This window comes from Pseudomonas viridiflava (genome assembly GCF_001642795.1).
Taxonomy (GTDB): Bacteria; Pseudomonadota; Gammaproteobacteria; order Pseudomonadales; family Pseudomonadaceae; genus Aquipseudomonas; species Aquipseudomonas viridiflava.
In genome coordinates, this window is the sequence record NZ_LKEH01000018.1 from 184,579 (window position 1) to 208,801 (window position 24,223).

At 60.2% G+C, this 24,223-nt stretch carries 20 protein-coding genes; 9 read left to right on the forward strand and 11 right to left on the reverse strand.

Going from position 1 to position 24,223, the window contains the following annotated elements:
* Window positions 1–3 precede the first annotated feature (3 nt).
* On the reverse strand, window positions 4–1,350 hold the full coding sequence (locus AO065_RS04640; RefSeq protein WP_004884227.1) for a class II 3-deoxy-7-phosphoheptulonate synthase: 1,347 nt from the start codon (window positions 1,348–1,350) through the stop codon (window positions 4–6).
* 161 nt (window positions 1,351–1,511) lie between these two features.
* Between AO065_RS04640 and AO065_RS04645 the strand changes: the two genes are divergently transcribed.
* Window positions 1,512–2,273 carry a spermidine synthase gene (locus tag AO065_RS04645; RefSeq protein WP_004884228.1) on the forward strand — a complete coding sequence of 254 codons (762 nt, stop codon included), beginning with the start codon at window positions 1,512–1,514 and terminating at the stop codon, window positions 2,271–2,273.
* A gap of 440 nt (window positions 2,274–2,713) precedes the next feature.
* Window positions 2,714–4,384 (forward strand): DEAD/DEAH box helicase, encoded by a 1,671-nt coding sequence (locus tag AO065_RS04650; RefSeq protein WP_004884230.1) that lies wholly within the window; start codon window positions 2,714–2,716, stop codon window positions 4,382–4,384.
* A 77-nt stretch (window positions 4,385–4,461) separates the two neighbouring features.
* Here the strand turns inward: AO065_RS04650 and AO065_RS04655 are convergent, their stop codons facing one another.
* A complete protein-coding gene (locus AO065_RS04655; protein WP_004884234.1) occupies window positions 4,462–5,229 on the reverse strand; it encodes a DODA-type extradiol aromatic ring-opening family dioxygenase in 768 nt (255 codons plus the stop codon).
* A gap of 101 nt (window positions 5,230–5,330) precedes the next feature.
* Here AO065_RS04655 and AO065_RS04660 point away from each other — a divergent pair, with 101 nt between their 5' ends.
* Window positions 5,331–6,002, forward strand: coding sequence for a thiopurine S-methyltransferase (locus tag AO065_RS04660; RefSeq protein ID WP_004884236.1), 672 nt, complete (start codon window positions 5,331–5,333; stop codon window positions 6,000–6,002).
* Between the two features lie 121 nt (window positions 6,003–6,123).
* Here the strand turns inward: AO065_RS04660 and htpX are convergent, their stop codons facing one another.
* Together htpX and AO065_RS04670 are read right to left on the reverse strand one after the other, a co-directional pair.
* Window positions 6,124–7,011: a protease HtpX gene (gene htpX / locus AO065_RS04665; protein ID WP_004884238.1), complete on the reverse strand. Its 888-nt coding sequence runs from the start codon at window positions 7,009–7,011 to the stop codon at window positions 6,124–6,126.
* Between the two features lie 266 nt (window positions 7,012–7,277).
* Complete coding sequence (locus AO065_RS04670; RefSeq protein ID WP_004884240.1) at window positions 7,278–8,489, reverse strand: pyridoxal phosphate-dependent aminotransferase; 1,212 nt, start codon at window positions 8,487–8,489, stop codon at window positions 7,278–7,280.
* Window positions 8,490–8,680: 191 nt separating this feature from the next.
* On the opposite strand from AO065_RS04670, the gene msrB reads away from it, so the two are divergent.
* Together msrB and AO065_RS04680 are read left to right on the forward strand one after the other, a co-directional pair.
* Entirely contained in the window at window positions 8,681–9,076 is a 396-nt protein-coding gene (gene msrB / locus AO065_RS04675) for a peptide-methionine (R)-S-oxide reductase MsrB (RefSeq protein WP_004884242.1), read from the forward strand.
* Window positions 9,077–9,204: 128 nt separating this feature from the next.
* Window positions 9,205–9,690 (forward strand): glutathione peroxidase, encoded by a 486-nt coding sequence (locus tag AO065_RS04680; protein WP_004884244.1) that lies wholly within the window; start codon window positions 9,205–9,207, stop codon window positions 9,688–9,690.
* On the opposite strand, the gene AO065_RS04685 is transcribed toward AO065_RS04680, so the two are convergent.
* The gene (locus AO065_RS04685; RefSeq protein WP_004884246.1) at window positions 9,687–12,050 is read right to left on the reverse strand and encodes a hybrid sensor histidine kinase/response regulator; all 2,364 of its coding nucleotides are present in this window, start codon (window positions 12,048–12,050) and stop codon (window positions 9,687–9,689) included. The genes AO065_RS04680 and AO065_RS04685 overlap by 4 nt on opposite strands.
* Window positions 12,051–12,139: 89 nt before the next feature.
* Between AO065_RS04685 and AO065_RS04690 the strand changes: the two genes are divergently transcribed.
* Together AO065_RS04690 and AO065_RS04695 are read left to right on the forward strand one after the other, a co-directional pair.
* The gene (locus AO065_RS04690; RefSeq protein WP_004884248.1) at window positions 12,140–13,030 is read left to right on the forward strand and encodes an ATP-binding protein; all 891 of its coding nucleotides are present in this window, start codon (window positions 12,140–12,142) and stop codon (window positions 13,028–13,030) included.
* Window positions 13,027–13,509 carry a GAF domain-containing protein gene (locus AO065_RS04695; protein WP_004884250.1) on the forward strand — a complete coding sequence of 161 codons (483 nt, stop codon included), beginning with the start codon at window positions 13,027–13,029 and terminating at the stop codon, window positions 13,507–13,509. The genes AO065_RS04690 and AO065_RS04695 overlap by 4 nt, the downstream gene beginning before the upstream one ends.
* Before the next feature lie 251 nt (window positions 13,510–13,760).
* On the opposite strand, the gene AO065_RS04700 is transcribed toward AO065_RS04695, so the two are convergent.
* The 3 genes from AO065_RS04700 to AO065_RS04720 all read right to left on the reverse strand — a co-directional run bounded on the left by AO065_RS04700 (window position 13,761) and on the right by AO065_RS04720 (window position 16,464).
* A complete protein-coding gene (locus AO065_RS04700) occupies window positions 13,761–14,519 on the reverse strand; it encodes a hypothetical protein (RefSeq protein WP_080597961.1) in 759 nt (252 codons plus the stop codon).
* Window positions 14,520–15,101: 582 nt separating this feature from the next.
* Window positions 15,102–15,527, reverse strand: a complete 426-nt coding sequence (locus AO065_RS04715) for a cupin domain-containing protein (protein ID WP_004884254.1) — start codon at window positions 15,525–15,527, stop codon at window positions 15,102–15,104.
* A gap of 214 nt (window positions 15,528–15,741) precedes the next feature.
* Window positions 15,742–16,464 (reverse strand): pirin family protein, encoded by a 723-nt coding sequence (locus AO065_RS04720; RefSeq protein WP_004884256.1) that lies wholly within the window; start codon window positions 16,462–16,464, stop codon window positions 15,742–15,744.
* A gap of 253 nt (window positions 16,465–16,717) precedes the next feature.
* On the opposite strand from AO065_RS04720, the gene AO065_RS04725 reads away from it, so the two are divergent.
* The gene (locus AO065_RS04725) at window positions 16,718–17,668 is read left to right on the forward strand and encodes a GlxA family transcriptional regulator (RefSeq protein WP_032651663.1); all 951 of its coding nucleotides are present in this window, start codon (window positions 16,718–16,720) and stop codon (window positions 17,666–17,668) included.
* A 123-nt stretch (window positions 17,669–17,791) separates the two neighbouring features.
* Window positions 17,792–19,300, forward strand: coding sequence for an ATP-binding protein (locus AO065_RS04730; protein WP_004884260.1), 1,509 nt, complete (start codon window positions 17,792–17,794; stop codon window positions 19,298–19,300).
* On the opposite strand, the gene AO065_RS04735 is transcribed toward AO065_RS04730, so the two are convergent.
* The 3 genes from AO065_RS04735 to AO065_RS04745 all read right to left on the reverse strand — a co-directional run bounded on the left by AO065_RS04735 (window position 19,280) and on the right by AO065_RS04745 (window position 24,139).
* Entirely contained in the window at window positions 19,280–22,051 is a 2,772-nt protein-coding gene (locus AO065_RS04735) for an ATP-binding protein (protein WP_004884262.1), read from the reverse strand. The two genes, AO065_RS04730 and AO065_RS04735, sit on opposite strands and share 21 nt — an antisense overlap.
* Window positions 22,052–22,113: 62 nt before the next feature.
* Window positions 22,114–22,551 (reverse strand): helix-turn-helix domain-containing protein, encoded by a 438-nt coding sequence (locus AO065_RS04740; RefSeq protein WP_004884264.1) that lies wholly within the window; start codon window positions 22,549–22,551, stop codon window positions 22,114–22,116.
* A gap of 160 nt (window positions 22,552–22,711) precedes the next feature.
* A complete protein-coding gene (locus tag AO065_RS04745) occupies window positions 22,712–24,139 on the reverse strand; it encodes a mechanosensitive ion channel family protein (RefSeq protein WP_004884266.1) in 1,428 nt (475 codons plus the stop codon).
* Window positions 24,140–24,223: the final 84 nt, after the last annotated feature.

The following is a 24,223-nucleotide window of genomic DNA, read 5'->3' on the forward strand; positions in this document are numbered from 1 at the left end:
TACTTAGCGGCGCACCTGCTTCAGTGTCTCGGCAATCAGGAACGCCAGCTCCAGCGACTGGTCGGCGTTCATCCGTGGGTCGCAATGGGTGTGGTAACGATCCGACAAGCCATCCTCGGTGATAGGCCGGGCACCGCCGATGCACTCGGTGACGTTCTGTCCGGTCATCTCGATGTGGATGCCGCCTGCATAGGTACCCTCTGCCTGATGCACCTGGAAGAACTGTTTGACCTCGCCCAGAATTTGCGCGAAATCGCGAGTCTTGTAACCGCTGCTGGCCTTGATGGTGTTGCCATGCATCGGGTCCGAACTCCACAGCACCTTGCGGCCTTCACGCTCGACGGCGCGAATCAGCTGCGGCAGATGATCGCCGACCTTGTTCGCACCCATGCGCGCAATCAGGTTCAAGCGGCCCGGATCGTTGTCCGGGTTGAGAGTGTCGATCAGTCGGATCAGGTCATCAGTTTTCATGCTCGGTCCGACCTTGACGCCGATCGGGTTGTTCACGCCGCGCAGAAACTCGACATGCGCGCCGTCCAGTTGCCGGGTACGGTCGCCGATCCACAGCATGTGCGCGGAGCAGTCGTAGTAATCGTTGGTCAGGCTGTCACGGCGGACAAAGGCTTCTTCGTAGTTGAGCAGCAGGGCCTCGTGGGCCGTGAAGAAGCTGGTTTCGCGCAATTGCGGCGAAGTGTCCATGCCGCAGGCGCGCATGAAAGCGAGCGTTTCGTCGATACGGTCGGCGAGCTGGCTGTACTTTTCGCCCAGCGCCGAATTGGCGATGAAGTCCAGGTTCCATTGATGCACCTGATGCAGGTCGGCGAAGCCGCCCTGGGCGAAGGCGCGCAGCAGGTTGAGCGTGGCGGTGGACTGGTTGTAGGCCTGCACCAGTCGATCCGGGTCGGGAACGCGGCTCTTCTCGTCGAAGCCGATACCGTTGACGATATCGCCACGGTAGGCCGGAAGCGTGACGCCATCGATGGTTTCATCGTTGGCCGAGCGCGGCTTGGCGAACTGGCCAGCCATGCGTCCGACCTTGACCACCGGACAGCCTGCGGCAAAGGTCATGACCACTGCCATCTGCAGTAGCACCTTGAAGGTGTCGCGAATCTTGCCTGCGGAAAACTCCATGAAGCTTTCGGCGCAGTCGCCGCCTTGCAGCAGAAACGCGCGGCCCTGGGTCACTTCGGCAAACTGGCGACGCAACTCTCGGGCCTCGCCGGCAAACACCAGCGGCGGGTAACTGGCCAGGCTTTGTTCGACCCTGGATAGATGCTCGGCGTCCGGGTAGTGAGGTTGCTGTTGAATTGGCAGTGCCCGCCAGCTGTCGGGGCTCCAGGGTTGGCTCATTATTGGCTCTAGGGTTGTGCAATCGGATCGGCATGTTAGCAGTTCGCCGTGCTGCTGCCAGCGCGACGCGGATAACCGGGCTTCCGTTGTCCTCCTGAACATGTGACAAAGTACGTGGCATGGCCGACAATTCGCGTTTTGCGGGCCAATCGGGAACGGTAATGACGGAAGAGCGTGAACGCGTAGAACGGATTCTGGCGGAAGTCCACGACGATTACGGCATGATCCGCGTGCTGGAAGTCGACGATTATCGCTTTCTGGAATTTGGCGACGCCATCGAGCAGAGCTGCACCTTCACGGCCGATCCCAGCTGGCTGGAGTACGACTACACCCGCGCCATGCTGATTGGTGCGCTGTGCCATGAGGCACCGGAAAGCGCGCTGTTCCTGGGGCTGGGTGCCGGGACGCTGACTCAGGCGTGCATGAAGTTCCTGCCGCTGGAAGACGTGGAAGTCATCGAGCTGCGCCCCGACGTTCCGCGGCTGGCAATGGAGTACATGGGCCTGGACGATGATCCGCGCCTTTATATACGCATCGGCGACGCGCTGGATCTGCTCGACAGCACCGAGCCTGCCGATCTGATCTTCGTCGACCTGTATACCGATGTCGGTCCCGGTGTCGGGCATCTGGCCTGGAATTTTCTGCACGGCTGTCAGCAGCGTCTGAATCCCGGTGGCTGGCTGATCATCAACCAGTGGGCGACCGACGATGGCAAACCCTTGGGGGCCGCCCTGTTGCGCGGCCTTTATCATCGCCACTACTGGGAGCTGCCGGTGAAGGAGGGCAACGTCATCCTTATCGTGCCCTCGGATCTGGATCAGGCGCTGGACCTCGAAGCACTCGCCCGGCGCGCCGAAGCGCTGACGTCCCGGTTGGGTTACTCGCTGGACTCATTGATCAAGTCAGTGCGGCCTGCAACCTGAGCCAGAGAAAACGTGAATTGAATGTGGGACAATTCGCCGCACGTCGAAAGTCCTGACCCTGATCATTTGCAGGAATCAGTGAAACGTTTAAGCTGCCGTCCCCGCAATCGCGGGGCCGTACGGTGCCGGGCAGGAAGCTCAGGGTTTGAAACACCTGATTTTTCTCGCCTGGCCGGCAACGTTTCGCAAAAAAAAGACTCACTTTCGTGCGCAATTCCGGTATAGTGCGCGCCGGCCTTAACGAGGCCCTCGTCGTGATATAGCAGTTCTCCGAAGCCCGCTTCGGTCGCGCGTTCGCACTGCGAACTATCATTGACGATCCATTCATCAAACGTTTTCGCAAATCCCCGCCGACAAAGCAGCCAGGGTGACCTCAAGGTCGTACACGGCACGCGCAGCTTTGAAGCATGGGTCTTTGCGGATGCACTAGAGGCAGACCCATGACCCAGGAAATCGGCGGCTTCGCCGCTCTCGAACTTCATCCCAATATCGTTGCAGCTGTCGTCGCCACTGGCTACGAAGAGCCTTCGGCCATTCAGCAGCAATCGATCCCGATTATTCTCGCCGGTCACGACATGATTGGTCAGGCGCAAACCGGTACGGGTAAAACCGCCGCGTTCGCACTGCCTATCCTGCATCGCATCGACCCGAGCAAGCGCGAGCCGCAAGCACTGATCCTGGCCCCGACCCGCGAGCTGGCACTTCAAGTTGCCACCGCGTTCGAGACCTACGCAAAACAAATGCCGGGCGTGACCGTTGTAGCGGTCTACGGCGGCGCGCCTATGGGCCCTCAGCTCAAGGCCATCCGCAACGGCGCTCAAATCGTCGTCGCCACCCCAGGCCGTCTGTGCGATCACCTTCGCCGTGACGAAAAGGTCCTGGCGACCGTGAACCACCTGGTTCTCGACGAAGCGGACGAAATGCTGAAGCTGGGCTTCATGGACGACCTGGAAGTGATCTTCAAGGCCATGCCTGAGACCCGCCAGACCGTTCTGTTCTCGGCCACGCTGCCACAGTCGATCCGTGCCATCGCCGAGCGCCACCTGCGCGACCCGAAGCACGTCAAGATCCAGACCAAGACCCAGACCGTTACCGCGATCGAGCAGGCCCACCTGCTGGTTCACGCTGACCAGAAGACCTCGGCTGTTCTGAGCCTGCTGGAAGTCGAAGACTTCGACGCCCTGATCATGTTCGTCCGCACCAAGCAGGCGACCCTGGATCTGGCCAGCGCGCTGGAAGCCAAAGGCTACAAGGCCGCAGCATTGAACGGCGACATCGCCCAGAACCAGCGTGAGCGCGTCATCGACTCCCTCAAGGATGGCCGTTTGGACATCGTTGTAGCGACCGACGTTGCTGCCCGTGGTCTCGACGTTCCGCGTATCACCCACGTATTCAACGTGGACATGCCTTACGATCCTGAGTCCTACGTTCACCGTATCGGTCGTACCGGTCGTGCCGGTCGCGAAGGTCGCGCACTGCTGCTGGTGACGCCGCGTGAGCGCCGCATGCTGCAGGTTATCGAGCGTGTGACTGGCCAGAAGGTTGCGGAAGTCCGCCTGCCGGATGCCCAGGCTGTGCTGGATGCGCGCATCAAGAAGCTGACCAACAGCCTTTCGCCACTGGTTGCCGACGCCGAGTCGACCCACGGTGATCTGCTGGATCGTCTGACTGCCGACATCGGTTGCTCGCCACGTGCACTGGCCGCCGCTCTGCTGCGCAAGGCTACCAACGGTCAGGCCCTAACCCTGGCTGCCATCGAGCGCGAGCGCCCACTGGTTCCGAACAACGCCCCGCGTGGCGATCGTCCGGACCGTGGTGATCGTGGCGATCGTCCAGAGCGCGAGCGTCGTGCGCCGGTTCCATTGGCTGAAGGTCGCGCCCGTTGCCGTACCGCGCTGGGTGCGCGTGATGGTATCGCTGCCAAGAACCTGCTGGGCGCCATCCTCAACGAAGGCGGCCTGGCCCGCGAAGCCATCGGCCGTATCCAGGTCCGTGACAGCTTCAGCCTGGTCGAGCTGCCGGAGGATGGCCTTGAGCGTCTGCTGACCAAGCTCAAGGACACCCGCGTTGCCGGCAAGCAGTTGAAGCTGCGTCGCTATCGCGAGGATTGATCCGCTCTTGAGCTGATCGTCCAATAAAAAATCCCCGACTGGTTCGGGGATTTTTTTTGCCTCGAATTTTTAAGGCGTCAGCCGAACCGATAGATGTCCATGCCCAGCGCGCCCATGGTGAAACCCTGATGCGCGATGCTGAATTCACCGCCTGCGCCTCTGGCGAAGTACAGCGGCAAGAGATGCTCGTCGCTCGGGTGGGCGCGGACAGCATGCGGCGCGAGGCTGCGGTACTGATGCAGCGCGCTTTCGTCATCGCTGGCCAGCTTGTCGATCATCCAGTCCCTGAATGCTTGTGCCCACGGCTCTACGCGTGCCGAATCACCGTTCCAGTTCAATTCGCCCAGATTATGGGTGATGCTGCCGGAGCCGATGATCAATACGCCCTCAGCGCGCAAACCGGCAAGCGCCTTGCCGACACGGGTCTGCAGCTCGGGGCCTTGTCGGCTGGGCAGGGAAATCTGCACCACGGGAATATCGGCCTGTGGATACATCAGCGACAGCGGCACCCAGACGCCATGATCGAACGGACGTCTGCTGTCGATACGTGCGGGCAGGTCGCTGGCGGCCAGAAGCTCGACCACTTCGCGGGTCAAATCAGGCAGGCCGGGGGCGGGGTACTGCACAGCGAACAATTCTGCAGCGAAGCCGCCGAAGTCGTGCCAGGTTTCCGGTTGTGGATTGCCGTTGACCAGCAGCTCGTGGCTTTCCCAATGGGCCGATACCATCACGATGGCGCGCGGTCTTGGCATTTCGGCTGCAAGACGTGCCAGCGCAGGACCGCTCTCGCCGGGCTGCAGCGCCAGCATGGGCGAGCCGTGCGAGATAAACAGGCTGGGGAACATGTGGACTCCATGAAAATAGTGATGACACATCTTCCGCCAGGGCTGGGATCCAAATCTAATATAAGTTTTGATGCGGTTTGATCGGATTATCGGGAGGGTTTGTGGACGCAGAATTTTGGCGGCAGCGCTGGACGGCGGGGCAGATCGGCTTTCATCAGGCCGACGTGAATCAGGACCTGCGTAAGCTCTGGCCCGAATTGGAACTGGAGAAGGGCGCCCGCGTGCTGGTGCCCTTGTGCGGCAAGAGCCATGACATGAGCTGGCTGGTCGAGCAGGGCTTTCAGGTGGTCGGCGTCGAGCTGTCGCAGACGGCGGTGGAGGGCTATTTTGCGGAGCACCGGCTTGAGCCGCAGGTGACGCAACGTGGAGGCTTCACTCTCTACTCGGCACCTGGTATCGACATCTGGTGTGGTGATTTCTTTGCGCTGACGGCTGAAGACATCGGTGTGTGCGCAGCATTTTATGACCGGGCCGCGATGATTGCGCTGCCGTCCGACATGAGGGAGCGTTACGTCCGACAGCTTGAGCAGTTGATGCCGCCAGTGTGCAGGGGATTGTTGATCACGCTGGATTACGATCAGGCCGAGCTGGACGGCCCGCCGTTCTCCGTGTCTCACGAGTGGCTGCAGGCTCATGTGTCTGCCCACTGGAATGTGACGCGGGTCAGTGAGCGCGATGCGCTCCAGAGCAGTCCCAGAGCGCTTGGCGTAGGTGTAAGGCGTATGGATGAGTGTGTTTACTGGATGGAGCGTCTGGTATTGGCCGACGCTTGATCATGCGGACACCCGAACATCATGGGTATCTCATCTGACTGTGGGAGGCGTCTGTGTGCAGTGAGTAGAGATAAAAAAAGGGCGACTCACGTCGCCCTTTTATCAATGACTGCCCGATCAATCAACCGCGACGGCGCAGCGCCTCGATGCGGACTTCCAACGGCGGGTGGCTCATGAACAGGCCAGCGATGCCATGTTTCAGGCTGGCGTTGATGCCGAACGCTGTCAGGCTGTCAGGCATGTTCACCGGCACGCCCTGTTCGGAGCGCAGGCGCTGCAAGGCACTGATCATCGACTGAGTACCGGCCAGACGTGCACCGGCATCGTCAGCACGGAACTCACGCTTGCGCGAGAACCACATCACGATCGCGCTGGCCAGGAAACCCAGGACCAGTTCAGCGAAAATCGTCGTGATGTAATAGGCGATACCCTGACCGTTTTCGGTCTTGAAAATCACCTTGTCGACGAAGTTGCCGATGATGCGGGCGAAGAACATCACAAAGGTGTTCACCACGCCCTGCACCAGCGCCAGCGTCACCATGTCGCCGTTCGATACGTGACCGATTTCGTGGGCCAGCACCGCTTTCACCTCGTCGGGTGAAAAACGCTCCAGCAGGCCCTGGCTGACGGCAACCAGTGCATCGTTCTTGTTCCAGCCCGTCGCAAATGCGTTGGCCTCATAGGCCGGGAAGATACCGACTTCCGGCATCTTGATGCCTGCATCGCGGGACAGTTGTTCCACGGTCTGCAGCAACCATTGCTCATGGCGGGTACGCGGCTGGGTAATGATCTGAGTGCCGGTGCTCATCTTTGCCATCCATTTGGAAATGAACAGCGAAAACAGAGAGCCCGCGAAGCCGAACACAGCGCAGAAAACCAGCAGCTGATTGAGGTTCAGATCAACCCCGTTGGCCGCCATGAACCCATTGAAGCCAAAAAGGCTCAGGGTAATGCTGGCTATCAGCACGACCGCAAGGTTAGTGGCCAAAAACAGCAAAATGCGCATCATGGTCGAAACGTTCTCCTTAGGACAAAATGTAACTGGATGCCGGGTATATAAGGTGATGCCTGCCGCTATTCAACAGAGGGACTATTTCAAACTGTGTCCTCTGGTCTGATTCGATGGTAATCCCGGGAACCTGAACGGCGGCTGAGCCATAGCCCCCGACCTCGCAGCGGATGAACGCTGAAAAACGAGCGGGTCAATCCGGCGCATAAATAAAATGCCCCGAACAGGTCGGGGCACGGTGCGAAGGCATCACATACAGTGATGGCCTATTGGCGATAACCCTTCAGGAAGTTGCCGATGCGGCCAATGGCCTGCTCCAGCTCGTCCACGCGAGGCAGGGTCACCACGCGGAAGTGATCCGGCCACGGCCAGTTGAAGGCGGTGCCCTGCACAACCAGCAGTTTTTCCGACAGCAGCAGGTCCAGCACGAATTTCTCATCGTTATGGATCGGGCAGATCTTCGGGTCGATGCGTGGGAAGGCGTATAGCGCCCCCATAGGCTTCACGCAGCTGACGCCGGGAATGTCGTTGAGCAATTCCCAGGTCCGGTTGCGCTGCTCCAGCAGGCGGCCCGGCGGGAGGATAAGGTCGTTGATGCTCTGGTAGCCGCCCAGTGCGGTCTGGATGGCGTGCTGGCTCGGCACGTTGGCGCACAGACGCATGTTGGCCAGAATGTCGATGCCTTCAATGTAGCTCTGTGCGTTGTGCTTGGGACCGGAAATCGCGATCCAGCCGGAGCGGAAGCCTGCGACGCGGTAAGACTTGGACAGGCCGTTGAAGGTCAGGCACAGCAGGTCCGGTGCCAGTGAAGCGGTGCATACATGCACGGCATCGTCGTAAAGGATCTTGTCGTAGATCTCGTCGGAGAAGACCACCAGATTGTGCTGGCGAGCCAGTTCCAGCATGCCCAGCAGCACTTCTTTCGAGTACACCGCACCCGTCGGGTTATTCGGGTTGATGATCACCATGGCCTTGGTATTGGGCGTGATCTTGGCCTTGATGTCGGCCAGATCCGGCCACCAGTTGGCCTGCTCGTCGCACAGGTAGTGCACCGGGTTGCCGCCGGACAATGCGACGGCAGCGGTCCACAATGGATAATCAGGCGCCGGGACCAGCACCTCATCGCCGTTGTTGAGCAGCGCCTGCATCGACATCACGATCAGTTCCGACACGCCGTTGCCCAGGTAGATGTCTTCGATGCCGACACCTTCGACCTGCTTCTGCTGGTAGTACTGCATCACGGCCTTGCGGGCGCTGAACAGGCCTTTGGAGTCGCTGTAGCCCTGGGCGGTCGGCAGGTTGCGGATCACGTCCTGCAGGATTTCATCCGGCGCCTCGAAACCAAACGGTGCCGGGTTGCCGATATTCAGCTTGAGGATGCGATGACCTTCCTCTTCCAGGCGTTTGGCGTGCTTGAGCACCGGCCCGCGAATGTCGTAGCAGACGTTAGCGAGCTTGTTCGATTTGCTGAACTGCATGGTGATGATCCCGAAAATGGACGAGCTGTTGCTGACTTGCAATTGAAGGTCGCTGCACGAAACACGATGAATTGGATTTGTGTGCGACAAACGCGGGTGCCAGACTGACGCCTGACCTGGCGCAATCATACGTGCCACCTGATCTGCGGAAAAGATACAGATCAGGCTTTTTCAGCATTGGAGGTGTACCCGTGGAAAAGTTTGAGAAGACGCTCGAAGAGTGGAGGGCGATGCTTGACCCCGAGCAGTACAACGTCTGTCGCCTGAAAGCAACCGAACGTCCTTTCAGCGGCAAGTACAACGAGACCAAGACCGATGGCGTCTACCGTTGTGTGTGCTGCAACGAAGCGCTGTTCGACTCTGCAACCAAGTTCGATTCAGGCTGCGGCTGGCCGAGCTTCTACGCGCCCATCGAAGACAGTGCAGTAGTGGATGTGCGCGACGTCAGCCACGGCATGATCCGCACCGAGGTGGTCTGCGCCAAGTGTGACGCGCATCTGGGGCACGTATTTCCGGATGGCCCACCGCCGACCGGTCTGCGTTATTGCATCAATTCGGTGTGTCTGAACCTGGAGCCGCGTGCATAGCGACAGTCCGCCGGGCTGCCGCTGCGCTTATCGGGTTTGATCAGCGTCGGAAATTGAAGTGCGCGCCGCTCGTTTGCACGCTAACGTCATGGGTCATATCGCGATCCCTATTAGCCTGAGGCACTGTCATGAGCGAAAACCTGCTGAGCATCCCGTGCACCACCATCAAGGGTGAGCAGAAAACCCTCGCTGATTTTGCCGGCAAGGCCGTGCTGGTGGTCAATACCGCCAGCAAATGCGGTTTCACGCCGCAGTACAAAGGCCTGGAAAAGCTCTGGCACGATTACAAGGATCAGGGTCTGGTCGTGCTCGGTTTTCCCTGCAATCAGTTCGGCAAGCAGGAGCCGGGAGACGAGGGCGCCATTTCCGGATTCTGCGAACTCAACTACGGCGTTAGCTTCCCGCTGTTCAAAAAGATCGACGTCAATGGCGATCAGGCGCATCCGCTGTTCGTGCAGCTCAAGAAGCAGGCGCCGGGACTGCTGGGATCGGAGCGCATCAAGTGGAACTTCACCAAGTTTCTGATCGGCAAGGACGGCAAGCTGGTCAAACGTTTTGCGCCGCTGACCAAGCCTGAAGAGCTGACCGGCGAAATCGAAGCGCTGTTGCGCTAAACGTTCTGATCAGCCTGTTCGGTGATCGGAATCCACTGGTCCAGAATGCTCACCAGCTCGGCGCGTCTGAAGGGCTTGGCCAGATAATCGCTCATCCCGGCGGCCTTGCAGCGCTCGCGTTCGTCGGGCATGGCGTTGGCGGTGAGGGCGACGATGGGTAGGTTGGGCCAGCGACCGCTGGCTCGTATCTGCCGACTGGCCTCATAGCCGTTCATGACCGGCATGTTGCAATCCATCAGCACCAGATCGAAATCGTTGTGCTCCAGTTCCTCCAGCGCCTCGCCGCCGTGACTGCTGACCACCACGTGGCAGCCCAGTTTGGCGAGTATCCCCTTGGCCACCAGTTGATTCACCGGATTGTCTTCCACGAGCAGGATGCGCGCCGGACGTTGTGTGGTCGGCTCCAGCAGTGCATTGGTTTTCACGCTGTTTTCTTCATGAGCCAGCACGCGGCGTAGCGTGTGGTAGAGCGCATTTCTGGCCAGTGGCCGGGCCTGTTGCTGAAGGGGTGCCAAGGCGCTCACCTGTTCGCCGGGCATGAAATTGCCGTAAGCGGTCACCAGCAAAATGGGTGCGGGCGTCGCAGGTCGAATGGCGAACAGGCATTCAGGGCAGTCGGTGATCACCAGATCGGGGCGGGTATCAAGTTCCAGTGGCTGGGCGCGGTCATCAATGCTGCGTCGCTCCACGTCCACGCCCCAGGTCGGCAGCAGATTGCCTAGCAGCTCCACCAGACCGCTACCTGCGGAACTGATCACCATCACCCGGCCCTTGAGCCGGGCGGGGGATATGGCCTCGATGTGCACGGGCAGCGGCAGCTCTGCGCAGAACTGGCTGCCAAAGCCCGACCTGGACTGAAAGGTCAGGGTGCCGTTCATGGCCTGACACAGGCTGTGGGCGAGCGACAGTCCGAGCCCGGTGCCGCCATATTGCCGGGTGATGGCGGCCTCTGCCTGGGTGAACGGCTGAAAGATTCGCGTCTGGGCTTCCTGCGCGATGCCGATCCCCGTGTCGCGTACCTCGATCTTTACCCGGTTCTCCCGGGTCTGCGGATCGATGGAATGGCTGAGTCGCACATCGACTCGCCCGAAGCGGGTGAACTTGAGCGCGTTGGACAGCAGGTTGCTGACGATTTGCCTGACTCTGGTCGGGTCGCCGGAAACCATGGCCGGGAAATCCGGCCCAATCAGGCACGTCAGTTCGACGCTGGGCGCTGCGTTCTGAGACAGCAGGTTGGCGGTGTCCTCGACCAGCAGGCCCAGGTCGAACGGGATGCGTTCAATCTCCAGATGCCCGGCATTGAATTTGGACATGTCGAGAATATCGTTGAGCAGTTCCACCAGCGCCTTGCCCGAGTCGTGGGCAATCAACAGTTGCTGACGCTGCTCGGCCGTCAGCGGGCCGTCCAGCGACAGTGCGAGCATGCCGAGCAGGCCGTTGAGTGGCGTGCGGATTTCATGGCTCATGTGCGCCAGAAATGCCGAGCGCGCATGCGCCATATCGAGCGCGGTGCTGCGTGCAATCTGCAGTTCCTCGTTGGACTGGCGCAGGCGGATGTTGCTGGTGCGCAACTCGTTGGTACGGGCCGAGACGATGCTTTCCAGTTGGTTCAGGTGGTCGGTGAGACGATCCTCGGCTTCGCGGCGCCGGGCGAACTCGCTGCTCACGGTCTCGATCTGGCGGTTGAAGGTTTCAACCAGTACGCCGATCTCATCCTGCTCATGATTCGGCGGGCAGGTGATCTTTGAGCGCTGCGGACTGCGCGGGTCATGACTGCTCAGCTCGCGGATCAATCCGACCAGGGGTTTGGTGAGTGTGGCGTAGAACAGAATCGTCAGAATGGCGGCCAGCGCCAGGCTGCGTACAAAGCCGTTGAGCAGGGTGATTTCGGCGCGTTGCATGAAGTGACTGCCGAAGGCAAAGGTATCGACGGTCAGGTACAGCGTGCCGATGGTTTCATTCGGCAGGTGGTCCAGTTTCAGCTTTTCCTCGAACAGGCGGCTCTCGCCGAACATCCAGTCACTGAGGACCCGATAGCGACCGGTCGCCATCGGGCGTTCGACGCTGGACAGCACCATATTATTGTTGTCGGTCAGTCTGGCGCTGACCACGGCGGGCGAACGCAGCAGGCCCAGGGTCAGTTCCTGGGCCAGTTCGGCATCGATGTTGTAAGCGATGCGCGAGGCAGGGTTCTGGATGATTTCCAGTAAGGAGTTGATTTCGCGATCGATGGAAGCGTCTTCGCTGGCATAATCGATTGCGATCTGAAACAGGCTGAGCAAGGTTCCCAGCGCAAAGCCGATCAGTACGGCAAGACGCGCCTGCTTGAATGAAAGCCTGTTGTTGAGCCTTATATCCATGAATACTAACTGCCACTTCGGGTGCCCGTTGCCGGGCAAGCATAGCTGATCGGGGCAGGTGATCAGTCAGTTAAATATGAGGAGAAACCGTGGATTCGCGGATGAATGCATTTCTTGAGCGCGCAGACGCAGTGCTTGCGCGTCTGGAGCCTCTGTTGCCAGCGCTGCGCGAGCCGGTCGACTGGACGCAGGCGCTGGCCGCACGCTGGGTGCGTGAAGGGCGTAGCGGCTACCTGATGCCGCTTGAAGTCAGCCTCGACATGCGCCTGTCCGACTTGATCGGCGTGGATTTGCAGCGTGACCAACTGGGCCGCAACACCCGTCAGTTCATCGACGGGCTGCCGGCCAATCATGCGCTGTTATGGGGTTCACGCGGCACGGGCAAGTCTTCGCTGATTCGCGCGCTGCTGGCCGAATATGCAGCGTTGGGCCTGCGTCTGATCGAGATCGAGCGCGATCACCTGGGTGACTTGCCTCGTGTCGTGGAGCAGCTGCAGAAGTTGCCACAGCGCTTCGTGTTGTTCTGTGATGATCTGTCGTTCGAGTCGGGCGAGGGTGATTATCGGGTGCTCAAGAGTGTGCTCGACGGGTCGCTGGAGCAGGCACCGGACAACGTACTGCTCTACGCCACCTCGAACCGTCGCCACCTCGTGCCTGAAAAGGAGAGCGACAATGCCAACTGGCAACAGGTGGACGGCGAGCTTCATCCGAGCGAGGCGGTGGAGGACAAGATTGCCCTGTCCGACCGTTTCGGGCTGTGGTTGTCGTTCTATCCCTTCACGCAGGATCATTACCTGAATGTCGTCGAACACTGGATCACTCAACTGGCGCTGAAATCCGGCCTGAGCTGGCAGCGCGATGAGGATCTGGACAAGGCCGCGGTCCGCTGGGCGACCGGACGCGGTAATCGAAATGGTCGCTGTGCCTACCAGTTCGCACGTTACTGGGTGGGCCTTCAATTGCTGGAGCAATCTACATGATCAATCTGCACGACACGGGCGCAGGCCTGGACGGTTACAACCTGCTGGCTGCGCAACTGGAAGCCCTGCTGGCGGACGAGCGCGACTTCATCGCCAACGCCGCGCAGTTTTCCGCTTTTCTGTACACCCAGATCGACGACCTGAACTGGGCGGGCTTTTACCTCAATCGCAACGAAGAGCTGGTTCTCGGGCCGTTTCAGGGGCAGGTCGCCTGCGTGCGAATTCCCTTTGGACGTGGTGTGTGCGGCGCAGCGGCGCAGAGCAGGCAGACTCAGCGGGTCGAGGATGTGCACAGTTTCGCGGGTCATATCGCCTGCGACAGCGCCTCGAACAGCGAACTGGTCGTGCCGTTGATCAAGGAGGGAAAACTGGTGGGTGTGCTGGACCTGGACAGCCCGAGCGTGGGGCGTTTCAGCGAGGTGGATCAGGCGGGTATCGAACGTCTGGCGGCGATCTTTCTGGCGGCGACCGACTGCTGAGTGGGTTGCGGTAGACGCTGCCTTACCAAGCAACTTGTCACTGCCGGAAGAACGCTCACCCTCGTGGGAGGCGGCTTGCCGGCGATTCGGCTTCCCAGGCGACCTGTCAGCGACTGACAGGACGCCATCGCCGGCAAGCCGCCTCCCACAGTCCGTGTTTGATGCGCGACAGCGCTACGTCGAATTCGTGGTGGGGCCTCCCGCAGCCTGCAGGTGCATCTGGCTGTGTCAGGGGCAGAGGTGCCAAGTCATCAATCGTAGATGACTTTCTTCTTCCATTCCGACTCGGTGTCGTCAGCCTTCAGGCCTTCGGTCAGTGCGTTGTCATCGTCGGCAGACGGGGCAGTATTGGTCAGGACCATGGAGTTGGCGCGGGCCAGTTGTTTTTCCATCGCCAGCAACTGCTGCTGATACGTAACCGGGTCCGGCTGGTTGCGCAGGTACTGCACGCCACGTTCGAATGCCAGACGCGCCTGGCCTGGCTGGTCCTGGGAAAGCGCCATCTGACCGAGATTATTGAAGAACTCGATATGCAGGTTCACCAGAATCGTACGGATTTCACGGATCCAGTGCTTGGCTTCGCTGGTCTGCAGGAAACCATCGTGGGCAGCGCGGGTCACCTGACCATGCAGTGCTTCAAGCAGGAAGCGCACGTCCTTGGCCTTGGCTTCGGTCTGGATCGGCGTGACAGGGTTGGTCACTTCGATGCGGTCGCCCTTGGCAACCTGCTCTTCAAGTTCGGCAACGCGGCTCTTGAGTTGAGCGTTGCCCTTTTCCAGCGCCAGCATGCGCTGCACGACGTTCAGCTCCAGGCGGGTCAGCAGCAGCTTGAGTGCCGGAGACATCAGTTGGCCCGGAAACACTTCGGTGATCTCGCCGCATCGACGCAGGCGATCGTTCAGCTCTACCTTGGTCCGTGCCTTGTCCAGTTTGCTGTTCTCAGCGACATGGTTCAAATAGCCGATCGCGATCAGCACAGCGATACCGGCTATTACCATCAGCGTGATCATGAGTGGAGTCACTGCGCAAACCTCAATTGTTCAAGTAATTTTGCAGGGAGTGTAGTGGCTAAGCACTACTGCGCATAGATGTGCCCGTCGGACTTTGTCACAACGCTTCTATTATAGGTGCGCATTTGCAAACCGTCGGTCGGTGCCCTGAACAGGGTCGAAGTCGTTGATTTCAATAAATTTTCAGAATGGGGTTGACGCCCCCTCAAACCATCCATAGAATGCGCGCCACTTACAGCGTAAAGCACACAGCGAAGCGCAATAAGTAGTGAATGTTGTACGTGTGTCCCCTTCGTCTAGTGGCCTAGGACACCGCCCTTTCACGGCGGTAACAGGGGTTCGAGTCCCCTAGGGNTTTTTAAGCAGCCTTGCTTTACGGCAGGGTTGAGTGAAACCAGAACCTTCTTCGGATGAGTTCTGGAACTGGAACATACACCATGATGTTTCAGGCAGTGTCCCCTTCGTCTAGTGGCCTAGGACACCGCCCTTTCACGGCGGTAACAGGGGTTCGAGTCCCCTAGGGNTTCACAAAAACGCCGCTCAACAGAGCGGCGTTTTTGTATGCGCGTTTTAAGCCCGGTCTCAAGCCTGTCGTTCAGCCAGCAATGCATCCAGCTCTGGCATCAGGGTCACGCTTTCCTGTTCGTTGGGATCGGTGCGGGCGATGAGCGCGGTGGCTTCATGTTCCTTGCTCAGGTTGTACGGCACATGCGGCATGCCTGCGGGAATGTAGAAAAAGTCGCCTTCCTCCACCGTCGCGTGTTTCTCGAGCGCTTCGCCGTACCAGCAACCTGTTCCGCCTTTCAAGGCATAGATGGCGGTCTCATGCTCCTGATGTTTGTGCGCCTTGCCTTTGCCGCCGGGCGGGATGGTCAGCAGTTGCATGTGGATATGTCGTGCGCCAGCGCTTTCGGCTGATATCCCGACCTGATAATCGAGGCCCTGCTTGCCCTGGTAGGTCGCAGCGGGTTTCAACAGCACGCAATCCTGTTGATGGTCATGAGGCATGGTCAGTCCTCTGGCTGATAGTAGAAAATTGACAGCGGTACGGGGCGCAACGCCAACACGCTTTGTGCGGAGCGTGAATCAGGCGTGGAAGGGCATCAAGTGAAACAAAGTAACAAGTATCCCCAGGCTCTGTGTGCCTGAAGTGTGGTGCATACAGAAACGCCGTCCAGTGAGACGGCGTTCTGCAGGTTTCGTGAGGAAGGGCTTTCAGCCATCAAGGCATCTGCGGCAGTTCATTGGGCCGCAGGTCGAACACCAGCACCTCGGCATCCACCCCTTGAGTCAGGGTAATGACCTGCTCATCACGCAGACGCACACCATCGCCTTCGCCAAGCGCCTGGCCGTTGAGGACCACGCTGCCGCGTGCAACGTGCACATAGGCATAACGGTTGGCGGCCAGTTCAAGCGTGGCGGTTTCGCTGCCATCGAACAGACCGGCATACACGCGAGCATCCTGACGCACGTTCAGCGCGCCGTTTTCGCCGTCGGGCGAAATGATCAACTGCAGGCGACCGCGTTTCTGCTCGGGGGTGAAGTGCTCTTGCTGATACTTGGGAGTGGCACCGCTGACATTCGGTACGATCCAGATCTGCAGAAAGTGCACGCCCTCGGTTTGCGAGTGGTTGAACTCACTGTGCGCCACGCCGCTGCCGGCACTCATCAGTTGCACGTCACCGGGACGAATCACCGAGCCGGTACCGAGGGTGTCCTTGTGTTCCAGCGCGCCTTCAAGCACATAGGAGAAAATCTCCATGTCGCGGTGCGGGTGCTGTCCGAAGCCTTTGCCAGCGGTCACACGGTCGTCGTTGATCACCAGCAGGTCGGAGAAACCCTGTTCGTTCGGGTTGCGATAACTGGCAAACGAGAAGGTATGAAAGGATTTGAGCCAGCCGTGATCAGCTGCGCCACGGTTGGAAGCTTTGCGAAGAGTCAGCATGATAGTTTCTCCATCCAGATGTCGACGCTGCAGATTCAGGTATCGACCAAGTGAGACGAAGGTTACTGGTTATCTGCCGGTGCAATAAGTAGCTGAAAGACGAATGACTGTCTCGCTGTGGTTGACAGTTATTCAGGCGTATACCCGCGCGCCTGTATCACCCGGGTCTGATCCCGACGCATAATCCCCACCGCCTGCGATCTTCGCCATAATGCGCCCCTGACCTTTACTCTTTTCAAGTGACGTCTCATTCATGAAAACCGTAGCAATGGTCCTGTTCCCGGAATTTCTTCTGCTCGACATGGCAGGCCCCATGGAGGTGTTTTCCATCGCCAATCGCTATCTGGCTCTGGAAAAGCACTACCAGATAAGCACCGTCGGCACGCAACACGGAGCCATCCGGGCATCCAATGGTGTGCGGGTGATGGCCGATGCTCATCTGGAGCAGGTTACTGGCAGTCATGATCTGCTGCTGGTACCCGGCGGGCCGGGAGCCTATGACGATAAACATCAGCCGCTGGTGGACTGGCTATTGAGCGCCAGGGAGCAGGCGGGTTGTATCGGCTCGATCTGCACGGGCGCGTTCATTCTCGGCGAGGCAGGTCTGCTGGATGGCCACCGGGTGACGACTCACTGGCATTACACCGAACGTCTGATCAAGCGTTTTCCCAAGGCCATTGTCGAGACCGATCAGATCTACATCAATGACCGTAACCTGCTGACCTCCGGCGGTGTAACAGCCGGTATCGACCTGGCGCTGGCAGTCGTTGCCAAGGATCACGGCAAGAAAGTCGCGCAGGACGTCGCCAAGGTATTGCTGGTACTGATGAAGCGCCAGGGTGGTCAGGCGCAATTCAGTCCGTTGATGGGCGCTGTCGCGACCAACGAGACGGCCGTTACTCGGGTGCAGAATTACGTGCTGGAGCACTTGGACGAGTCATTCAGCGTCGAGCGCATGGCCAATATGGCCAACATGAGCGCCCGGCATTTCGCCCGGCTGTTCTCCCGCGAAGTGCAGATGACGCCCATGGAGTTTCTGCAGAACGCCCGTATCGATCGCGCCAGAAGCCTGCTGGAAGTCAGTGACCTGCCGCTCAAGACGGTGGCTTACCGAAGCGGCTTTGGCAGCGTGCGGCACATGCGCTTTCTGTTCGGTGAAAAGCTTGGGCTGACACCCAGCCAATACCGCGAGCAGTTCAGTTAGTTTCGGCCCAAACGCCCGGGTGTCCGTATCCGGCATCGCATTGACCGTGTGACTCCCCCCGGAAAACTTGTTCCGTCTTCATTGCCTGCCAAGATGAATAGGATCTATTCAGAAGGTGATGCAATGGACTGCCAGCCCAGGCGTTTCAGCCAGCCAGACACATCGAATCACGCCCAAACGGCTCACGCGGACGACGTTCTGCGGTTCGGCCCCTACGTATTTCATGTCCGACAGCGCCAGATCCTGCGCGACGGTGAACCGTTGCGCCTGGGTGGGCGTGCACTGGATATCCTGCTGGTTCTGATCGGGCACGCCGGTGAAGTGATCGACAAGGAAGCGTTGATCGCACAGGTCTGGCCCGACTCCTTCGTTGAAGAGATCAACCTGCGGGTGCAGATTGCAGCCTTGCGCCGCGCGCTCGATGACGGGCAGCGTTATATCGAAACGTTACCGCAGCGCGGGTATCGTTTCGTGGCACAGGTTCATAAGACTTCGACGTTTGAAAAACCCGAGCCCGTCCATGTCCCCAACAACCTGCCGGTACGCCTCACCCATGTCATGGGGCGCGATGATGTGGTGGGCAGGCTGGTTCGACAATTGTCTGCGAAACGCTTCATCACGCTGACGGGGTCAGGCGGCATCGGCAAATCGACCGTGGCCTGCCGCGTAGCCGAACGTCTAGTGTCGCGCTATCAGGATGGCGTGTGTGTCATCGATTTCTCGGTGGTGGACAGTGAGCAGATGCTGGCTGGCTGTCTGGCCGAACTCTTGAAGCGGGACGGCGAACCTTGCCTGTCGAGCCTGTCCAGCGAACTGGCACAGGGGCGTCGTCTGTTGATTGCCGACAACTGCGAAGCCCTCGACGAAGGCTGTCGGCAGTGGCTCGGCACGCTGTTGGCGCAGTCCGATGAGCTGGCCATTCTCGCCACCAGCCGACGACCGCTGGACCTGCGCGATGAATCGCTGTTCCCACTGGAGCCGTTGGCCGTTCCGCCTTCATCTGCGCAACTCAGTGTCGAGCAGGGCCTGGCTTATCCGGCGGTGCAGTTGTTCGTCAGTCGCGCCCAGGCCTGCCAGCAGGGTCTGGTCTTGCGGGACTGTGACATGAACGTCATCGGTGATCTCTGTCGCAAGCTCGATGGCATCCCTTTGGCGCTGGAGCTGGCGGCTGCGCAGGTCAATACCTTTGCATTGGCGGGTCTGCAGGCTCGTCTGGATCAATGCATTCAATGGCTGACGCAGGGACGACGCACGGCCGTGGCCCGTCATCAGTCGCTCAGGGCTTCGCTTGACTGGAGTCATCAGCGCCTGAGTCAGCGCGAACAGGCGGCACTGCGTCGTCTGGCAACCTTCGATAAAGCTTTCACGAGCGAATCCGCAGTGGATGTCATCGGGTGTGACGGGCTGGAGGCACAGTCGGTTCGGGATGCGCTCGTGCAACTGGAGCGTCATTCGGTGCTATGGAACGTGCCCGGCGCTGGGGTTTTGCGTTACCGGCTGGCGCACACCACGCGGCTGTATGCGCTGGAAAAGCTTGAGGACGCTGGCGAACTCCAGACGTTCACGGCGCGCCACGCCCGTCACGTCAACTTGCAGCGTTTGCTGGCAAAGTCAGTACAGCTGGTCGAGTAGCGCGCGTGCCGCCAGCAGGTCCGGCGTGGCAAATCCTTCACTGAAGCGGGCATGAACCGGTGCCAGCAGGATCCGGGCCTGCTGCTCCTTGCCCTGGCCCTGCCACAGGCGCGCCAGTGATGTCGCACTGCGCAATTCCCACGCCAGCGCGTGCTGGGAGCGTGCCACCTCCACAGCCTGGAGCAACAGCGTTTGCGCACCGCCCTCATCATGCGCCTGCAACGTTTCGGCCCGGCACCGCAGCATCTCTGCCGTGCACCAGCCTGCCAGCCCTGCCTGAGCCCGCTCCGTCAACGCCAGGTCCACCAGGCCGGGGCGCAGCGTGACCATGATGTCCCGAATCAGGCCTGAGCCCTGAGGCTGATCGTCTGACATGGCTGACTCGCTCAACAATTGCTCGTACAAGCCCGCCCAGCGATAGAACAGCAGCACCGAGTGCTTTTGCGCCTGTTCCTGCAGCAGTTTCACTCGCTCGCCTGCCACCTGGATATCGCCGTTGTAGAGCGCGATGGCGCAACCGGCCACAGCCAGGGTGTAGCAGATGGACGCGCCGTGATTGATCTGTAACGCAATTTCCAATGCCTGAGTGGCCGTGCGTGCCGCCTGCTCAGGCTGACCCTGCATCCACAGAATGCGCGCCAGCAAGGTCAGGGACGCAACGCTCAGGTCGTACTGAATGCCGAAGCCTTGCGTAAAGCGATTCAAATGACCGTTGTGGGCCATGTGCTGGATGACCTGCTCGGCGTCTCGCCTGGCCTGCCGCTGGTCACCGTTGTAATGCAGCGCCAGTGCGCGCAGACGTTGTGCGCTCAGACGCAGCGCTTCGTTGGTGTCGAATCCCAGACGGTTGAACTGGCGGCTCTGCTCGATCGTTTGCGGGTAATGACCGCTGCACAGGTTGACAGCCACCAGACCTGAAATCGCCTGCAACTGACCCGCCAGATCGCCTGCCTGCTCCGCCAGCACCTGCGCCGTGCTGAACGCTTCCACCGTTTCCGGCGTGCTGCCAACGGTGTGGTAAGAGAAATTGCCCTGCGCCAGCTTCAGGATCATTTTCAGGTCCAGGCAGGGCAGGGGATTAGCGTCCAGCAGCATCAGCGCCCTGCGCACGTAATGACCGTGCTCCTTGAGCAGTGACAGCTCCTGCCAGAGCGGTGCCGATTGGGCCACGAGGCGAATGGCGATAATCTGCGGGACGTCGGCGTCCAGCCCCCAGGCCAGCGCCGAGCGGATGTCTTCGAGGATACGGCTGTAGCGGTCGATCCACTGCGCGGTGGAGACCTTTTCCCAGTCCTGCCGCGCCTGTTCCATAATGGCCAGACAACGTCGCGCATGTCGTTCCTGCGTGGCAGGCAGCTCATGGTGAACGCGCAGTTTTTCCAGCGCGTAACGACGCGTGGTGTCGAGCAGGTGATAGAACACCTCGTCATCACCGACTTCAACGTTCAGCAGGGATTTGGCCACCAGTTGCGTGATGGCGTTGAACACTTCGTACGTTGCCACTGGCTGATCGGTAATCACCGCGGCGGCCGACTCCAGCGAGAAGCGGCCCTTGAAGATCCCCAGTCGTTGCAGACAGTTCTGCTCGCACGCGCTGAGCATCTGGTAGCTCCAGTCCAGCGTGGTGCGCAGCGTCTGATGCCGGGTCATTGCATCGGACGGGTCGTCGCTGTGTTCCCGACAACTCTGCTGCAGATGCTCCAGCACACCGCTCAGGCGCAGGTTGCCGACTTGCGCGGCGGCAAGCTCGATGGCCAATGGGATGCCGTCCAGTCGCTGACAAAGCTCGATGGCCAGCGGCAGGTTTTCATCGGTCAGCTCGAACTGCTCATGACTGGCCATGGCCCGTTCGACGAACAGTTGCAGGGCCGCAAAGCCCATGGCGGACGTGCGGTCGCTGTCCGAGGGCGGGCAATCCAGCGCATCCACCCGTTGCACGAACTCGCCTTCAGCCCTCAGAGACTCGCGGCTGGTGGTCAGGATATGCACGTGCGGCGCGCTGCGCAGGATGCGCTCACTGAGCTGCGCGATGGCATCGATCATGTGCTCGCAGTTGTCGATCACCAGCAGCATGTGTCGCTCACGCAGATACGCGGCCATGTGATTGACGGGCTGGTCGTCGGGCAGCGACAGCTCCAGCATTGAGGCCAGATGCGGGACGATCACCGCAGGGTCGGTCAGCGGCGCCAGATCGAGCAGGCGGATGCCATCGCGATAACGGTCGATCAACTGTTCGGCAACGCGCAGGGCGGTGGTGGTCTTGCCGATGCCGCCGGGGCCGACCAGGGAAATGAATCGGTGCTGCTGCAACTGACTGATCAGGCGTTCGACCAGTGCTTCCCGGCCCAGCATGCGCGCGCGCCGCATGGGCAGGTTGTGATGGGGCGGGGTATTCATCCAGGCATCCGGCGCGTTTTCGCTATGTTCCAGGGTAAACGGTGCGACAAAGCTGTATCCGCGTTGCGCGACTGTCACGATGTAGCGTTGTCCGGCCTGACCATCGCCCAGCGCTTTGCGCAAGGCAGCCATGTGCACACGCAGGTTGCCGTCTTCGACCACGGTTCTGGGCCAGACCCGGTTTATCAGGTGCTGCTTGCTGACCACGTTTCCGGCGTTTTCCAGCAGCACCAGCAGGATGTCCACGGCGCGCCGGCCCAGCCGCAACGGTCTGTCGGCTTCAAGCACCAGACGCTGTTGCGGATAGATGCGATAAGGGCCGAAACGCATGGCCTGCTCGGTGAGAACGGTCAACGGTCTTTTCCAGTTCGGAGGGATGAGGAAGTCTGCGTGCAGCGTAGCTTAACGGCTGACGGTCACGACGCGGACATCCCTTCACCCTGGCCTGCATTTCTCGCATGTCCGCGCCACGTGAAGGGGTTGATGCCCTCGGCGCGGGAGAAGATATGCGAAAAATGCGATTGATCACAGAAGCCGCACTCCTGACTGATCTGGGTCAGGCTCATGGCAGTGTGCTGGATCAGACATTTGGCTCGGGCCAGACGCTGCTCGCGGATCCACTCCTGCGGCGACAGCCCGGTGCTGCACTTGAAGGCGCGGGAGAAGTAACTGCGCGACAGGGCACAGGCCCGTGCCAGCTCGGCCACTTCGATGTTCTCACTCAGGTTGTCACGAATCAGCTGCTTGGCCAGACGTTCTCGCCAGGGGGACAGTCCACCGCTGTTGCGGAGAGGTTTCTCGCTGTTCAGCACGTCAGGGCAAAGCTTGCAGGCATAACTTGAATAGTGGGTCATGGCAAATGTCCGTGGTGGGGTGAGCTTTCCATGGGCAAGAATTTGCGCAGAGGCCACTATTCTTGATTTCCGCGAGCCGTACTGACGAGTTAATCGTTGTTAATTCCAGTCTGTCCGAGTGGTGGCTAACTGATTGCGCGACAGCTCTGCCACGGGCATCTCAACGGCTTTGCAGCCAGCCGAGGAAGCCGCCTTTTCTGACCTGCGGCGGACGGGCCAGCAGGATCGAATGGCTGTTCTTCTGACGTACCGCCTGCAGTTTGTGCAGAGCCGTATTCACCTGGGTGGATTGCGTCATGCAGGCGCGGGCGATGTCCTTGTCGATGCGATAGACGATGCTGGAAGTCAGCGCGGTGAAGCAGGCTTCGGACGGCGTGTCGTCCAGCAGACCCTGTTCGCCCAACACTTCGCTCGGCCCCATGCGACCGGCCTCGACGCGTTGCTCGCCATTGACCACGGCCGCACTGATCACGCCGGTGGCGATCACGAACAGGCCGTCGGGCACCTCGTTCAGGTCCAGCACCACCTGACCTGCGGCGTACTGCTGGGCAGTCATGTGCTGGGCCAGTTGATCCCGCTCTTCCTCGCTGAGCGAACGGAACACTTTCACTTCTTCCAGCAGCGCACGGGCCCGCGAGGCTGGCTCGACGACCGCGTCGGGCTGACGAACGATTCCGGCCGCTTCCAAGTGGCGGTGGGCGAGGTCGAACAACTGGTTGCGCACTTCGCCTTTTTTGCTCAGGTCGGCGATGAAACCACTGGCCACGTACTCCGACATGCTGTCTCCCGACGCATGCAGCACGGCCTTCGGCGCAGGACTCAGCAACAGGCTGCTACTGCCCTGCAGGGTGCGCTCCAGGGCGTCGAGCACCCGGCGTGGTCGAATGTGGGTCGGCACCTGAATGCTGATCGAAACGCCGTGCATGTTGGTCGGGCGACTGAGGTTGACGATCTTGGCCTTGGCCGCCACCGAATTGGGCACCACGGCGGTGCTGCCAGCGTGGGTCAGCAAGTGCGTGGCGCGCCAATCGATGTCGAGTACCTTGCCCTCGACGCCGTCGATCGACACCAGGTCGTCCACTTGATAGGGCTTGGTGGTGTTGAGCACAATCCCGGAAAAAACGTCGCTGAGTGTGCTTTGCAGCGCCAGACCGACGATGATCGCCATCGCGCCGGACGTTGCCAGCAGGCCCTTGACCGGCAGCTCCAGTACATAACCAGCGGCCGCCACCACGGCAATCAGGAACACCAGCGCGCCGATCACGTCCTGCAACAGGCGTCCGCTGTGTCCGATGCGGTGCATCAACGCCAGACCGATCAACACGGTCAGCACCCGCGCGGCGTAGACCCACCAGAGAATCGCCAGTGCCGTCGCGCCCAGCTGGATCACGCTGTCATCCGGCCAGGACGGGGCCTGCAACGGGCTGATCCCGGCATTGATGATGATCGTGCTGAACGCCAGAAATAGCGCCAGACGGATACTGACCTGCGCCACTCTCTGACGCACCGGGGCCAGGTGCCAGATCAGTACATCGGCCAACAGCAGCAGGGCGCTCCAGAGCAGGGGGTGGCTCAATGACTGATACATGGGATGACTCCACAGAACGTTGGGAATGGGCTGTTCACCCTGTGGACACAGACTAATCAGGTGATGAAATGCGAAAAAGCGGCT

Bases quoted from the DNA above. Each gene is read 5' to 3' on its own strand.
- AO065_RS04740 (WP_004884264.1), bottom strand. From the start codon at position 22,551: ATGACCCACTATTCAAGTTATGCCTGCAAGCTTTGCCCTGACGTGCTG.
- AO065_RS04645 (WP_004884228.1), top strand. From the start codon at position 1,512: ATGACGGAAGAGCGTGAACGCGTAGAACGGATTCTGGCGGAAGTCCAC.
- AO065_RS04670 (WP_004884240.1), bottom strand. From the start codon at position 8,489: ATGCAGTTCAGCAAATCGAACAAGCTCGCTAACGTCTGCTACGACATT.
- AO065_RS04680 (WP_004884244.1), top strand. From the start codon at position 9,205: ATGAGCGAAAACCTGCTGAGCATCCCGTGCACCACCATCAAGGGTGAG.
- htpX (WP_004884238.1), bottom strand. From the start codon at position 7,011: ATGATGCGCATTTTGCTGTTTTTGGCCACTAACCTTGCGGTCGTGCTG.
- AO065_RS04720 (WP_004884256.1), bottom strand. From the start codon at position 16,464: ATGCTGACTCTTCGCAAAGCTTCCAACCGTGGCGCAGCTGATCACGGC.
- AO065_RS04640 (WP_004884227.1), bottom strand. From the start codon at position 1,350: ATGAGCCAACCCTGGAGCCCCGACAGCTGGCGGGCACTGCCAATTCAA.
- AO065_RS04725 (WP_032651663.1), top strand. From the start codon at position 16,718: ATGAAAACCGTAGCAATGGTCCTGTTCCCGGAATTTCTTCTGCTCGAC.
- AO065_RS04685 (WP_004884246.1), bottom strand. From the start codon at position 12,050: ATGGATATAAGGCTCAACAACAGGCTTTCATTCAAGCAGGCGCGTCTT.
- AO065_RS04730 (WP_004884260.1), top strand. From the start codon at position 17,792: ATGGACTGCCAGCCCAGGCGTTTCAGCCAGCCAGACACATCGAATCAC.
- AO065_RS04700 (WP_080597961.1), bottom strand. From the start codon at position 14,519: ATGATCACGCTGATGGTAATAGCCGGTATCGCTGTGCTGATCGCGATC.
- AO065_RS04715 (WP_004884254.1), bottom strand. From the start codon at position 15,527: ATGCCTCATGACCATCAACAGGATTGCGTGCTGTTGAAACCCGCTGCG.
- AO065_RS04650 (WP_004884230.1), top strand. From the start codon at position 2,714: ATGACCCAGGAAATCGGCGGCTTCGCCGCTCTCGAACTTCATCCCAAT.
- AO065_RS04655 (WP_004884234.1), bottom strand. From the start codon at position 5,229: ATGTTCCCCAGCCTGTTTATCTCGCACGGCTCGCCCATGCTGGCGCTG.
- AO065_RS04745 (WP_004884266.1), bottom strand. From the start codon at position 24,139: ATGTATCAGTCATTGAGCCACCCCCTGCTCTGGAGCGCCCTGCTGCTG.
- AO065_RS04695 (WP_004884250.1), top strand. From the start codon at position 13,027: ATGATCAATCTGCACGACACGGGCGCAGGCCTGGACGGTTACAACCTG.